Here is a 14,417-nt window from a genome sequence, read left to right as displayed (position 1 = left end):
GTCCACTGTTTTCTCCATGCTGGAGGCTCCATGAACCTCGACTCGTCTTTGCCTGCCCTCACGTATCAGTCCGGGTTTGGCAATGAATTCAGCAGTGAAGCGCTGCCCGGCGCTTTACCGGTTGGGCAAAACTCCCCGCAAAAAGTCCCCTATGGCCTGTACGCCGAGTTGTTATCCGGCACGGCATTCACCATGGCGCGCAGCGAGTCGCGGCGTACCTGGATGTACCGCATCAAGCCGTCAGCCAATCACCCGGCTTTTAATAAGCTTAAGCGTCAATTGGCCGGTGGCCCGCTGGGTCCGGTGACGCCCAATCGCTTGCGCTGGAACCCGCTGCCGATTCCTGCCGAACCCACCGACTTCATTGACGGTCTGGTCGGCATGGTTGCCAATAGTGGCGCGGAAAAACCGGCGGGCATCAGCATTTACAGCTACCGCGCCAACACGTCGATGCAACGCGTATTTTTTAATGCCGATGGCGAGCTATTGCTGGTGCCGGAACAAGGGCGTTTGCGCATTGCCACGGAACTGGGGCGTTTTGACCTTGAGCCTTTGGAAATTGCGGTGATCCCGCGTGGGCTCAAGTTCCGCGTTGAACTGCTCGACGCGCAAGCGCGTGGCTACATCGCTGAAAACCATGGTGCGCCGCTGCGCCTGCCGGACCTGGGGCCGATTGGCAGCAATGGCCTGGCCAATCCACGTGATTTCTTGACCCCAGCCGCGCACTACGAAGACTCGCAGCAGCCGGTCACCCTGGTACAAAAATTTCTCGGCGAACTGTGGGGCTGCGAGCTGGATCACTCGCCTCTGAACGTAGTCGCATGGCATGGCAACAATGTGCCGTACAAATATGATTTGCGCCGTTTCAACACCCTCGGCACGGTCAGCTTTGACCATCCCGATCCATCGATTTTCACTGTTCTGACCTCGCCCACCAGTGTGCCGGGCTTGGCCAATCTGGATTTCGTGATTTTCCCGCCGCGCTGGATGGTGGCTGAAAAAACGTTCCGTCCGCCGTGGTTCCATCGCAATTTGATGAACGAGTTCATGGGCCTGATCCAGGGCAGCTATGACGCTAAAGCCGAGGGTTTTTTGCCCGGCGGAGCGTCGCTGCACAGTTGCATGAGTGCCCATGGCCCGGATGCCGAAACCTGCACCAAAGCCATCGCCGCCGATCTGCAACCGAGCAAAATCGACAACACTATGGCGTTCATGTTTGAGACCAGCCAAGTGCTGCGTCCGAGCCAGTTCGCCCTCGAATGCCCGCAACTGCAGCCTGATTACGACGCGTGCTGGGCTTCACTGCCCTCGACCTTTACCCCGAATCGGAGATAACCCATGACCCAGTCCGCATTAACCCTGAGCTGGATCGTCTCCGCTAACGGACACCGCGATTTCCCGCTGCAAAACCTGCCGCTGGGCATCTTCAGCCTCAAGGGCTCGGCCCCGCGTAGCGGCGTTGCGATTGGCGAGCACATCTTTGATCTGGAAGCCGCGCTGGCGGCCGGATTGTTTGAAGGGCACGCCAAAGTCGCGGTCGAAGCCTCGTTGGGCGGTTCGTTGAATGCTTTTTTTGCGCTGGGCAAAACGGCCCGCGTGGCGTTGCGTGAGCGCTTGCTGGAACTGCTGAGCGAAGGCAGCACCCTGCGCGGAAAAATCGAAGCCCAAGGCGCAAAACTGCTGCCACTGGCGGCTGATTGCGAACTGCATCTGCCTGCCAAAATCGGTGACTACACCGACTTTTATGTCGGTATCGAACACGCGAAAAATGTCGGCAAACTGTTCCGTCCCGATAATCCTTTGCTGCCGAACTACAAGTACGTGCCGATTGGTTACCACGGCCGTGCGTCGACCATTCGCCCGTCGGGTGTCGATGTGCGCCGCCCCAAAGGTCAAACCTTGCCGGCAGGTCAGACGGAGCCGAGCTTCGGCCCTTGTGCCCGCTTGGACTATGAATTGGAGCTGGGGATCTGGGTCGGTCAGGGCAACGACATGGGCGATGCTATTCCCGTGAGCGAAGCGGGCGAACACATCGCCGGTTTTTGCCTGCTCAATGACTGGTCGGCGCGGGATATTCAAGCGTGGGAATACCAGCCACTGGGGCCGTTTTTGTCCAAAAGCTTCATTACCAGCATTTCGCCATGGGTGGTGACGGCCGAAGCGCTGGCGCCATTCCGCCGCGCGCAACCCGCTCGCCCAGAAGGTGACCCTCAGCCGTTGGCCTACCTGCTGGATCCCCAGGATCAAGCCAGTGGCGCATTGGATATCGAGCTGGAAGTGCTGCTGTTGACCGAGTCGATGCGTGAACAAAACCTGCCTGCGCACCGTTTGGGCCTGAGCAATAGCCTGAACATGTACTGGACCGCCGCGCAGTTGGTGGCTCATCACAGCGTGAACGGTTGCCAGTTGCAGTCGGGCGACCTGTTCGGATCGGGCACTTTGTCGGGGCCTGATCGCTCCCAATTGGGCAGCCTGCTGGAAATCACCGAAGGCGGCAAACACCCGATTGAACTGGCGTCGGGTGAGGTACGTAAATTTCTCGAAGACGGCGACGAAATCATCCTGCGCGCCCGTTGCACGCGTGAAGGCTATGCCTCTATTGGTTTCGGCGAATGCCGGGGCAAGGTCATCGCTGCGCGCTAACGGGAGCGAGCTATGGAACTCTTTGCCTATTACCGCTCAACGTCGTCGTACCGGGTGCGAATTGCGCTGGCGCTCAAAGGCCTGGATTACCAGGCCGTGCCGATCAATCTGCTCACGGGTGAGCACCGTCAGTCGGCGTATCAGGCCATCAACCCGCAAGGCCGTGTACCGGCCTTGCGCATCGACGAAGGCCGCGTATTGATCCAATCCCCGGCGATCATCGAGTACCTCGAAGAGTGCTATCCGGCGGTGCCGTTGTTGTCTCAAACGCTGGATACCCGAGCTCGCGAGCGGGCGGTTGCGGCCCTGGTGGCGTGTGATATTCACCCGTTGCACAACGTCAGCGTGCTTAACCAACTGCGCCAGTTGGGCCAGGACGAAGAGCAGGTGGCGCAGTGGATCGGTCACTGGATCACCCAAGGTCTGGCAGCCATTGAGCAACTGATTGGTGATAACGGTTATTGCTTTGGCCCTGAGCCTGGGTTGGCGGACGTTTACGTGATCCCGCAGTTGTACGCAGCAGAGCGATTCAACGTGTCGCTGGCAGCGTATCCGCGAATTGCACGGGTGGCCGCATTGGCAGAACAGCACCCAGCCTTTATCAAGGCGCATCCGGCGAATCAGCCCGATACACCGGTTTGATCAAAAGATCGCAGCCTGCGGCAGCTCCCACAGATTTATGGCGCGCGCAAATCTCGTAGCAGTTGCCGAGCACCGCGAGGCTACGTCCGGCTGCGCAGCAGTCGTAAAATCAAGCACTGCGGGGTATCAGTTGTACCCTGCACTTAGGGTTTACGATCGCTACGCCATCGGACGTAGCCTCGCGGTGCTCGGCAACTGCTACGAAATCGGCTTGCTATACACCATAGAATCTCTCACAGAGGTGGCTTCTAGATTCTTGCCTGCATATGTCTAGAAGCTCGCAAACCTGTCTAACTTATTCCTGCTCTCTTCAACGACTTTTCTGTCACGGCCTATACTGCCGATTACCTCTCACCGATCGAGGGCTGGTTCATGTTTGCTCTCATGCAAAGCGCTCATGTGGAGTCGCTGCACCTCAGTGTTGACCCTGTTACAGGGCTCAAGGCCGTGATTGCTATTCATAGCAGTCGTCTTGGTCCTGCGCTGGGCGGTTGTCGTTATCTGGCGTATCCCAACGATGAAAGTGCGGTGAACGATGCCATCCGTTTAGCTCAAGACATGAGCTATAAAGCTGCGTTGGCCGGTTTAGCGGTAGGCGGGGCGAAGGCGGTGATCATGCGTGCGCCGCATGTTGAAAGTCGCGCCGCACTGTTTGAAGCGTTCGGTCGTTGTGTCGAACAACTCGACGGGCGCTATATCACGGCAATCGACAGCGGCACCTCGACGGCCGACATGGACTGCATCGCTCAGTACACGCAGCACGTCACCAGCACCACTGCGGCTGGCGACCCTTCGGCGCATACCGCCATGGGCGTGTTCGCCGGTATTCGCAGCACTGCGTCGTCGCGCTTGGGCAGCGATAACCTCGAAGGCCTGCGGGTCGCGATTCAGGGGTTGGGCAAGGTAGGGTTTGCGCTGGCGGAGCAACTGCACGCAGCCGGTGCTGAATTGCTGGTGTGCGATGCAGACCCCGGCAAGGTGCGCCTGGCCATGGAACAGTTGGGCGCTCATCCGGTGGCGTGCGAAGCCTTGCTCAGTACGCCGTGTGACATCTTGTCGCCGTGCGGGTTAGGCGGCGTGTTGAACTGGCACAGCGTCGCGCAACTGCGCTGTTCAGCCGTGGCGGGGTGCGCCAATAACCAGTTGACCAACCTGCAAGTCGCCGACCAGCTTGAGCGTCGGGGCATCTTGTACGCGCCCGATTACGTCATCAATTCGGGTGGTTTGATCTTTATGGCCCTTACCCATCAAGGGGCACAGCCAGAAGCGATCAATCAACTCTTACTGCGCATCAGCGAACGCCTGACCGGCATCTACGCCCATGCCCAAGCGGAAAAACGCTCACCGGCCCGGGTCTCGGATGAATTGGCGAAGCGATTGTTGTATCCCCAGGATTAAAAGGCAGTTCCCACAGATCTATGCGCGCCAATTCGTAGCAGCTGCCGAGCCTGCGAAGCTGCGTCCGCTTGGTGCGGCACCCTGACGTCGCAGTCGTAAAATCAAGCACTGCGGTGTGTTAGTTAAACCCTGCACTTAGGGTTTACGATCGCTTCGCAATCGGACGTAGCCTCGCAGGCTCGGCAACTGCTACGAAATCGGCTTGCAGCACGCCATCGAATGTCCCTCAGGTTCGGGGGCCTGTTTGAAGCGGTTTTCAAATTCAACCAACCCGGCATGCACCTGTTGCAGGGCCTCGATCTGGCTCGCCACAGACTGTTTTTTAGCCTCGATGGCGTTGCTGACCACCTCCCACGGCAATGGCTGCCCGCGGTGGTTTTGCACAATCGCCTGCATTTCCTTGAGCTTGAAACCCAGCTGTTGAGCGCACTTGATAAACATCAGCAACTCAACACATTGCTGCGAGTAGACACGGTAGTTGCCGCGTCGCTGCGGCGCCTGCAACAGGCCTATTTCTTCGTAGTGACGGATGCTTTTGACGGTGGTGCCCGACAACTGGGCGGCTTTGCCGATGTACATGAAAAGTCCTTTTAATGGCCGCGCTTGCAATGAGTATTCACCGGCTGGCGAGCCTCATGGCTTGCTGTAGCCACTTGTCCCGTTGCGTTGTCGTCGAGTTTAAAAGCGGGCCGAAGGTGAGGGTTGCCAATGGCTTTATTCCACAAAACGCCAATGTTGTTTTGCGCATTTGATGCAATCCGGGCATGCGGTAAACCCACTTGTAGTACCACGGCGGGGTGTCCATCGTTACCAGCAGGTGCGCGCTGCGACCTTTCAGGAGCTTGTCGGGGAAGGCCTTGCCTGGTCGGTACTTAAAGGCAAAACCGGGCAGGAAAGTGCGGTCGAGAAAACCTTTCATCAGGGCCGGAATCCCGCCCCACCAAATCGGAAACACAAACACCAGATGCTCAGCCCAGGTTATATCGGCCTGGGCGTTGAGCAAGTCGGGTTCCAATGCCTGGATCTGGTTGTAACCCTCGTGCAGCACCGGATCGAAATGCAATGTGCCCAGTTGCAGCACCTTTACATCATGGCTGGCGCGAGTGGCCGCCTCGACATAGCTGTCCGCCAGGGCGCCACAGAAACTGTCCGCAGAGGGATGACCCAGAATCACCAGTACTCGCTTGCTCATCGTCGCGCCACTCTGAAAAAGGGCCTTTCAAGATAGAGGCTGCCCCAAGGGGGAGAGTCAAGCGAGCACGTGGATGATTACTCGCTGTCGACCAGCAACTCTGACAGGGCGTCTGGTTGGCTCTTGAATGCCTTTGCAAACACATCGCGGTTCTTCGCCATGTAAATGCCGGCTTCTTCGACTTGCTGCTCGCTCAGAGACGGCACAGCTTTTTGCAACACTTCAGCGAGCAACTCGGCCAGCTCCAGCATTTTGTCATGACGGTCAGCTTCGGCTTTATCCATGATTTAGTGGATCGAAAGGTGCCTACTTAATTTTAGGAATATATTAAATTGCGGAGTGGCGAACCTGCTGATAGCGCGCTATCGTCAATTAGGGGCGTCATCGCAACGCCTCGGGACCATAGATAGCGACCGCCTGTCGGAGTCCGCTGACGCGCATCTGTACCCACGAACGTTTACTAAGACGTCGGGGTTGTGCGCATGTGTATTAAAAGATCACACCTTCAATATCAATTTCGAGCCGAATCTCTAATTGGTCTACCGGGCGTTGCCTGGTGGGATGTTAAGCCCATGGGCAAGAAATTCTATGTGTCTGTGATCTTCCGCTCGTTATTGTTCGCTATAGGTAAGAAAAATCTATATCGATGTGCATTGTTTGGCTGCATATGGACGGACGCCTGCGAATCTAAATGGGGGCGTGAACTGTGAAAGTTAATATTCGCATATCGAAGGGTCGAAAAAATCTACGGTATAAACTAGTCAAGTTTCAAGCTGAAGGGGTCGGTAGATGCTTATTTGTCAATTCTAGAACACTGGTTCCGTCTTTGGCTGCATCGCTTTTCGAGGCAGCGTACGCCCGAGGGGAAAGAAAAAACAAAGGTAGCATATTTACCCTGTTTCATCACGTAGCATTTTTATTTACTTGGGCTAGCGAAGGAAAAGTCGATTTAGAATTCTATCTATTGAGTGGATTTGGGCTTCGCTATAAACAAATAAAAAGTTTCTCGGATTGGCTCAGTGAGGTGGTTGACAAAGACTCAAACACTATCAGCGCCTACAATAGGCAGGTAATGCAAAGCTGTAAAACTTTTGTTGTGTGGTTTGTTTTCAACTATGTAAGCTCGAGTGAGCTGATTAAGGCGGATGTGGAGTTAATTGCCCTCGTTAATACGCAGCGTTTTTTTTGGAGTAAGGCGACCATTGGAGGGGAGGGAGGAAAACTCGCTTTGGACTTGAGCGATAGTGAGCTTAATTCAATCGAAAATCTCTTGCTACATGAATTTGAAGAGGCAAAATTTGACAAGGGTATTTGTCATAGAAATTATTTATTATGGCGACTCGTAAAAGCGTTTGGATTAAGAATTGGTGAGGCACTATCGCTTAGGTTGGAAGATTTGAATTTGTCGGGTAGTGATCCGTATGTTGAAATAGTTCATCTGGATAGAAGAAATAGCAATCTAGACTCCAGAGTTCCTTATAATCCAAAAGTTAAAACGCTAGGTCGATATTTGTATATACAGCCTGAGGATGATGATCTAGTTGGATTGCTTGAGCTGTATGTAAAGAAATATAGGGTTATGAAGAAATTTATCAGGGGCAAGATGAGAGTGACTAATTTTTTAGATCATGATTATCTGTTTGTTACGCATGGAAGTTTTGGCGCAGGAAAACCTTTGTCTTGTTCTTCCGCGAGCCGCATCGCAAATGTCATTCAGCGGAAATCTGGAGTAACGTTTAGATGGCATTTGCTTCGCCATTCAAAGTTTAACCGATTATATATTGCAGCTCAGGAATCTCCTGACCGAAACGCTGCAATCGATAGCATCGTATATATGGGGGGGTGGCGAAGTGAAACGTCTTTGCTTCTTTATGCAAACCGGGCAGTGAGAGATTCTACACGTAGAAAAGTTACTGAAAATAATAAGAGGAGGGTTCAGAATGGAAGTCAATGAACAGGGGAAGTATGTAAATAGCGACGGGAATATCTTCATAAAGTGTTACGCTGATCCTTCTTCCTGTTTGTTGATTGATGTGACTGGGCCGAGGATAGAAAGTATCTGGAGGGGCAGAAGATATTGGATTGACTTTTCCATGTACCTGTTTTGCTCTCAGGTAGTTGATGCAGCATACGAATATGTGTGTGATAAACTTCAAGACCATACGCCGGCAATTGTAAATGAAGTGAAGTCAGCATTAAAGATGATGGCTGTTGTATGGAAGGATGAGTGGAAAAATTTTTCGTCGTTGTCATGGCATGAACTTTTTGAGATGTTCGCTACCGCGTCGAAGTCTATAAGGCTTTGTTTTAGAAAATTTTATACATATTGTGCTGATAATGGTTTGGCCCAGGCGGACGAAATTTACGCTGCTGAACTTAATCAAATTGCAGTGGGCTCGCCATCGACAAGAGTTATATCGGATTGGGATAAAAAACGTGGGGCTTTGACTAACGCAGAGCTGGAGTTGGTGCGCCGAGCGATGCTTGAGAGTGGGAACGAGTCATGGGATGAAAATGTTGCAAGACTTTTTGTTTGGATTTCCTTTGAAACGCTCAAGCGACCAATGCAGATTTCAAGTATGGATATTGAGGCTCTCTGGTCGCCGCCAGGTATTTTAGGTGAAAAAGAATTCTTCTTGAGAATTCCGAAAATTAAGTATAACGCGGGACAGCCCAGTGATTTGTGGCCTATTACAGCTGAACTAGCTAATGAAATTTTAGAGTATGGAAAGCGTGAAGGCGTAAGTGAGTGTCAAAAGGCTAAGGGGCGGCTAATTGTAACATCTAAACCTGGCACAAAATCGAATTTCGACGCTATGATAAAAAACTGGTCCAGAAAAAAGAAAATCATTAGCCCTAGAACCAACGAAATCTTGATTTTGACGCCGTATCGTATCCGTCATAGCGGCGCAACACAAATGGCCATGCAGGGATGTACTAGCGAAGAGATAAGGTATGTGTTGGAGCATAAGAGCCTTTTCGCAGTAAACGCATATATTGACTGCCTAGTATCTGATTTTTGTCCACTCTTGGATCGTGTCGGAAGAAAGTTAGGCGGTATCTTTTCCGAGCTCACAGCTGCATTTTTTGCAGGGAAGATAGCGCCGATTTCGCCAGGTAATCCAATACTGATCCCAGTTATAGCTGCCCCCGCAGTAGTGGGGTCCTGTGGAAGTCAAGTTGCTTGTACTAAACACCCATTTTTTAGCTGTTATAACGGATGTCCATTTTTTATCGCTTGGAAAGATGCCGATCACTATCGGTCTTTGAATTACATAGAAGCTATGTTGAATAAGTGGAATGCGGCAATCAACGGATCCGAACGTAGTAAAGTGCTTAAAGAGTTGGAGCGTGTTTATCAATCCATCACAGATGTGATTGTTAAAATCGAAGCAGGTGACTAAATTGGAATTATTAAAGAAATTAAAAGCAATCGGTATGCCAAGTCAACTAATCGATAAGTGCACGCGGTGGATGCAGATTTTGGAAGATGATATCGATTTTTTTTCTGACAAATGGAATGTTTTGCGTTGGAAAAGACGTCCCGGCAATGCGCGATATTCAAATGTTCTTTTTTCGTCCATTAGTAATCTTGGTCTCAGAGCTGTAGCTAAAGCATACATATTAAATAAGCGCTGGAAATCTAATATCTGTGATGCTACCGCCGTTGGAGATATGAGGGCTATCAAAAAACTGGACGAAATTTTAGGGTCAAAAAGTATTATGCAGGTGAATAATGGTGATTTTGAAATTGCCGTGGGGAATAACGTCAATCTTCAAAAAAAGCTATTTAATTTTGGTTCTTGGCTGAGAATAAATCTAGGTCTTAGAATAAGTTATAAGGCGCTCGCAACCAGCACTATAGAGCATGGTCGGGATGGAACTGAGGAAGGGAGACGTAATAAACTCATACCTATTGAGGTGATGAGGGATTTTTTCGGGCTAGCGTCGAACGAAAGTCTTGCTCCGAAAGATCGCTTTTTTATAAATGCAATTGTACTGAATTCTGCAATGGGGGGGCGTGTTGGCGAGCTGGCAAGTTTGCCAGTTGATTGTTTAGTATTTCATGAGGGCGCGTGGGTGCTCAGACTGTTTCCCGAAAAGGTCGAAGGTCAGACGTTGAGATTGTTTCCACAGGATTTGCTGCCGGCAGTTAAAAGTGCAGTCGAGTTTTTGAAGAACCTAACAGTGGGGGGCAGACGTATAGCGCGCAAAAGAAAAGAATCATCGGCTGTCGATTGGTATAAGGTTTGGAAATCGCCGGAAGCTACAGAGTACTATGCGAGGAGATTTTGTCACGAGTGGACCACCAGCTTTAGTATCTTTACGCCTGATGCAGTTTGGGTTGGTAAACGTAATCAATTTATAGATTTTGTTGGAGTCCAGCGGCGCCTGGGTATCAATGGAGGAGCTAAGTATATAGGTGTTAGTGCAAGGCATTTTAAAAGGCAGGTTAACAGGCAAATGGCACTTAAAGAAGGTGTCTATTATTCTTTAGATTCGAATTGGCGCTCGTTTCCTGTGACGCTTGATACTCCTAATTGGAGGGAAGTATTGTTGGTGCATCCTCATTCGGTTTCATTCAATCGCTTCGAGCAGTTTTATCAGATGCGCTTTAGGCATCACAAAACAGCGACTAGTATTGTGAGGAAGATTTTTGATGTGTGTCTTTCGGATCAGTTGTTGAAAAAATCGTTCCCATTTACATATGACGCCAATTTTGAGGGAGAATTTCATAAACAAATTGAGCCAGTTATTCGAGATGGTACTGGTGCAGTGCTTGAGGTTGAGGATGCGCTGATGGTTCTACCCCGTTTCTTTTTTCATACTTCGTTCAATACGGATTTGGCTAATTATACGATGGTATCTCGAGCACAATTTTGTTATTGGCTGGCCGATGCCGCGAAAGGCCTAGATTCAGTTTTTTCTAAATACAATGTTATTGATCCTAGAACTGGTAATGTTGCCACTTTCACATGGCATGATATACGACACTGGTTGAATACTGTTTACAAGCAAGGGGGGCTGACTGATTTGCAAGTTAACGCGCTCTTGTCTAGAAAAAGCTTAGCGCAGGCGCGAGTATATGATCAGACGTTAGCGATCGATAGAAGCAAAGTTGTTCAGGATTTGCTGACAAGCATCCGGCAAGATAAAGCCATTGGGCAAATACAAGAGACTTATAACATTTTGGGCATGACCGATCGCCAAACTGCCGAACAATACCTCAAAGCCGCAGTACGGATTGTCAATCCAATGCCACATGGGGGATGTACATTAGATTTAGCTCTGAAAACGTGCAGGCATAGTCTCTCTTGCTTGTCAGTCAATGAGCGAGGAGACTGCTGTGAAAGTTTGGTGGTGGATGTAGAGAATGAAGGTCAATTTATTGAGCTGAAAAAAATCAATGATGATGCTAATACTATTAGGGAATATATTCAAGCGAACGGTGGGGAAGGTGGTCATCAAGATGTCCATTTCAGCCGCGTGGCAAGAAGTACCGCTCGCCTGTTGGAGGTTCGCCAACTTAAGTAGCGCCGGAGACTCAAAATGCAGCGTAGAGGAAAGCGGTTGAGTGAGTATCTTAATGAGTCGTTGAATGCATTGAATACTGAATATCTAAGTCGTGGGGAACAATATGTATATAGCCAAAAGGAATTAGCCGTTTTTGCGAACGTTTCTAGAGAAACTATCAGGAAGCATCAGGGGGAGCTTGATGAAGCCATATCTACACTTTCTCTTAAAAAATATAGTCTGGATAAGGACTCGCACGCTGCCAATTTAAAAGTGAAAATTTCAAAGCTAGAGAATGACTTGACTCGTACAATCATGAGTTATGAGGCGTTGCGCGTGCAATATTTGCACGTGATCAGCGTTATCGTAAAAGAGTCGTTAGATATTTCTAAGTTTATTAGGCGTGATATGGCAGGTGTGGTTGAATGCCCTATTTGCAATCCAATGCCGGAGGTGCGTCTACTTGCTATGGACCCTTAGCTGCAATTCGTTAGAAATCAATTTTTTATACTTGATTCGAAGTGTGGGCGCGAATTATTAAATCTATTCCAACCTCAGCGATACCCATAGCTAAGGGATATGATCAAATGATTTACTTACCCTCGAAGCTAAGGCGTGCTCATTGAATAAAAATGGCCGTGCATAATTTTATGTGGCTTTTAATATGTAGGCGGCTTCAGTCATTATTAAATTCAGTTTGCTAATTTTGGTGATTGGCATTTCAACTAGACGAGCTTTGTTGAAATTGGTAAATAAGAAGAATCAGCGGATTTTTAATTTTAATATTTTGTGTCGTGAATCCCCTAAGTTGAAGGCGGGCCTACAATAGGTGTAAAAATTTAAGATAACCTGGCCAGGTTGGATTTAAATGCGTTAAAGTACTGGGAAGCGGACGGCATTATCATCTTGAAGATACATTCAGAAAGTATGACAATGAAAGTTCCGGGTTAACGAAAACTCTTCTTCAGAAGCTTGATTCCTCAAAGCCAGAGTCTTGACCACGAATTGCTCAGACTGTATGCACTAAAGCTTGTAAATATGATCAGAAATCCTTACGCGCGTAAAGCGCACCCTCGGAATATTTAGAGAGATAATTGGTGCTGTGTCAGACTTTATGCAGAAAAGCGTTATTCGTGTTCACAAAATTTTGATAATGTGGATATGCTTCTTACTTTCAATAAATATTGTGTTTGTTTTACTGGTTTAAATGTTTTCTGCGCTTTGGGAACGCCTTTTGGTATACCGTTTCAGCCGCAGAACATTTCAGGTCTTCACTCTGATGATGTGGCTGGACCGAAGTTGTCTTAATTGATAATTTTCTTATGACTGACTGTTACCGCTGAATGCTAAGTGCTCCCACACCTATCTGAATATATCCTGGTGACTATAGATTATAGTCAGCAGGATATATTCGGATATTTTCCGCCGGCAGCTATGCATCAGTACGGCAGCGCTACTCTTGCGGTCATTGCCGAAACCAGAATGGTTGAGGTGATGTTTATTCAAGTGTCAGACCGGTTTGCGTTGTGAATCACCATGCTCCAGCGTTTGGTGATACCGTTACCCCAAGACCCCCCTAAAAAAACGATTAGACCTAATGAGATTGACCATGAAAGGCAAACGTAAGGCCGAAACATCCAAGTGGCTCATGAAAGGTCAATTCGAGAGGGAGGCGAGGCTAATACTGCGGAGACGATCCCGTGATGCTTCGAACCATTTCCTTGATGCTGCAGCTATATTTGGAGTCGAGCATGAACCGGTAGGTTTGCTAACGGGTAAATTGCTGTGAGTGATTATATTCTCAAAACTCGCCTCCTAACGTTGTAGAAACCCCACCGATAGTTGATTGCCGGGGGCTTTTAAGGAGATAGGTTGACCGCTACTGATCGACAGTTGTCAGTCACTCTTCTGAGAAATAGTATGAATACGCAATTGATGGAAGATGAGATACGTGGGGCGCTATTCGGTGATTCTGAGCCCTCTACGCCCGCAATTAACTCAGACGTTCAGGACACAGTCACGGATGTCGTGATCGTGCAACCGTGGAAGGCAGCGAGGAAAAAGGCGGTTTCAAAAGGCTTCACATCTAGGTCGAAAGTTACGCTCCGTGTGGGGAGCGAATTCGAGGGTGAGACGCACCAGATGGTGCATGAGGCCGATACGCTGAGCTTCCTAGTTGCAGAACGAGAAGCTACAAAGACGGCCAAAAAAAATTTAGGTTTGTGAAAGTAGTGTCGGTCACATCGATGTAAGTGGGTACTCTCACTTTTCGCCCGCGGGGTATTAAGCCGCCTTCACTTACCGCGGGGTCACCCAACAGGTTCGTGTCGATTGAAGCTTAAAATATTAGGGGCGTCAGTCATATCCCGGACTGGATTTAACACCATCAATCGATCCAACTCTCAATATTTAAGTGGTCGCCAACCCAAGCCACGTATCTAAGGGTGGCGACAGGTAAAAATCGACCAGTTGCAGCGTAGCACGGCAGTTTCTTGTCTAACCCAATAGAATTTTCTTCGCCGTCGATAGCCCCAATTTCTGTGTGCTAACCTGAGATTTAACTCGAGCCCTGAAATGGTTCAGGGGATAGTTTGATCCTTCGACTTAGGAGTTAAAACAATTGCTCCGTCGACCACTTCAATGGTCAATTCATCGCCGATACTGAGTCCCATGCTCACGAGTAGGTCAGCAGGTAAGTCAACGATGACGTCTCCACTTCCATCTGTAGGATTTTGACATTTCACGTTCCAGCGCTGAGCTTCGATCATAATATTTTCCACGATTTGGTCTTGGTAGGAACGATTCATTATGCTCGCGATGCCTAAGCCGGTTGAAGCGTGATAATCACTGCCGTCTGCTTTTGGCCGATTTTCTGCCTCTCCCGAAGTGCTGCAACATACGCTTTGGTCAGCGCCATTACCCATCAGCATTTTCCAGAAAGCGAAAGCTGCCATCACTCCGTTTCGATGAGTCAAAACAAGCGTCCTGCTCGAAGTTGGCTCAGCATTGGTCACCACTCAGATCTCTC

The 14,417-nt window shown here is 49.6% G+C and carries 12 protein-coding genes and 1 pseudogene; 9 read left to right on the top strand and 4 right to left on the bottom strand.

What is annotated here, in order from left to right; translation table 11 throughout:
• Positions 1-30 precede the first annotated feature (30 nt).
• From hmgA to RHM56_RS18205, 4 genes are all read left to right on the top strand, one after another.
• The gene (gene hmgA, locus RHM56_RS18220) at positions 31-1,335 is read left to right on the top strand and encodes a homogentisate 1,2-dioxygenase (protein ID WP_322234682.1); all 1,305 of its coding nucleotides are present in this window, start codon (positions 31-33) and stop codon (positions 1,333-1,335) included.
• 3 nt (positions 1,336-1,338) lie between these two features.
• Complete coding sequence (fahA, locus tag RHM56_RS18215; RefSeq protein ID WP_322234680.1) at positions 1,339-2,643, top strand: fumarylacetoacetase; 1,305 nt, start codon at positions 1,339-1,341, stop codon at positions 2,641-2,643.
• Between the two features lie 12 nt (positions 2,644-2,655).
• Positions 2,656-3,285, top strand: a complete 630-nt coding sequence (gene maiA / locus RHM56_RS18210; protein WP_322234678.1) for a maleylacetoacetate isomerase — start codon at positions 2,656-2,658, stop codon at positions 3,283-3,285.
• A gap of 372 nt (positions 3,286-3,657) precedes the next feature.
• Positions 3,658-4,683 (top strand): Leu/Phe/Val dehydrogenase, encoded by a 1,026-nt coding sequence (locus tag RHM56_RS18205; RefSeq protein ID WP_322234676.1) that lies wholly within the window; start codon positions 3,658-3,660, stop codon positions 4,681-4,683.
• Between the two features lie 189 nt (positions 4,684-4,872).
• Here RHM56_RS18205 and RHM56_RS18200 read toward each other — a convergent pair whose 3' ends face one another.
• The 3 genes from RHM56_RS18200 to RHM56_RS18190 all read right to left on the bottom strand — a co-directional run bounded on the left by RHM56_RS18200 (position 4,873) and on the right by RHM56_RS18190 (position 6,159).
• On the bottom strand, positions 4,873-5,262 hold the full coding sequence (locus tag RHM56_RS18200) for a MerR family transcriptional regulator (protein WP_322234674.1): 390 nt from the start codon (positions 5,260-5,262) through the stop codon (positions 4,873-4,875).
• 37 nt (positions 5,263-5,299) lie between these two features.
• Entirely contained in the window at positions 5,300-5,875 is a 576-nt protein-coding gene (locus RHM56_RS18195; RefSeq protein ID WP_322234672.1) for an NAD(P)H-dependent oxidoreductase, read from the bottom strand.
• A gap of 77 nt (positions 5,876-5,952) precedes the next feature.
• Positions 5,953-6,159, bottom strand: a complete 207-nt coding sequence (locus RHM56_RS18190) for a YebG family protein (RefSeq protein ID WP_198822258.1) — start codon at positions 6,157-6,159, stop codon at positions 5,953-5,955.
• A 542-nt stretch (positions 6,160-6,701) separates the two neighbouring features.
• Between RHM56_RS18190 and RHM56_RS18185 the strand changes: the two genes are divergently transcribed.
• From RHM56_RS18185 to RHM56_RS18165, 5 genes and pseudogenes are all read left to right on the top strand, one after another.
• Positions 6,702-7,829 carry a tyrosine-type recombinase/integrase gene (locus tag RHM56_RS18185; RefSeq protein WP_153326392.1) on the top strand — a complete coding sequence of 376 codons (1,128 nt, stop codon included), beginning with the start codon at positions 6,702-6,704 and terminating at the stop codon, positions 7,827-7,829.
• Positions 7,816-9,279 carry a tyrosine-type recombinase/integrase gene (locus RHM56_RS18180; RefSeq protein ID WP_017734296.1) on the top strand — a complete coding sequence of 488 codons (1,464 nt, stop codon included), beginning with the start codon at positions 7,816-7,818 and terminating at the stop codon, positions 9,277-9,279. Before RHM56_RS18185 ends, RHM56_RS18180 begins: the two co-directional genes overlap by 14 nt.
• A gap of 1 nt (position 9,280) precedes the next feature.
• Positions 9,281-11,410: a hypothetical protein gene (locus tag RHM56_RS18175; RefSeq protein ID WP_143513909.1), complete on the top strand. Its 2,130-nt coding sequence runs from the start codon at positions 9,281-9,283 to the stop codon at positions 11,408-11,410.
• 15 nt (positions 11,411-11,425) lie between these two features.
• Complete coding sequence (locus RHM56_RS18170; protein ID WP_153326396.1) at positions 11,426-11,869, top strand: hypothetical protein; 444 nt, start codon at positions 11,426-11,428, stop codon at positions 11,867-11,869.
• A 1,440-nt stretch (positions 11,870-13,309) separates the two neighbouring features.
• A pseudogene (locus RHM56_RS18165) lies at positions 13,310-13,641 on the top strand (hypothetical protein).
• Positions 13,642-13,968: 327 nt separating this feature from the next.
• Here the strand turns inward: RHM56_RS18165 and RHM56_RS18160 are convergent.
• Positions 13,969-14,406 carry an AbrB/MazE/SpoVT family DNA-binding domain-containing protein gene (locus RHM56_RS18160; protein ID WP_322234669.1) on the bottom strand — a complete coding sequence of 146 codons (438 nt, stop codon included), beginning with the start codon at positions 14,404-14,406 and terminating at the stop codon, positions 13,969-13,971.
• Positions 14,407-14,417: the final 11 nt, after the last annotated feature.

Source organism: Pseudomonas sp. CCC3.1 (genome assembly GCF_034347405.1).
Lineage (GTDB): Bacteria > Pseudomonadota > Gammaproteobacteria > Pseudomonadales > Pseudomonadaceae > Aquipseudomonas.
The sequence above is the reverse complement of the archived record's forward strand: the minus strand, read 5'-3'. Positions and strand labels throughout refer to the sequence as shown.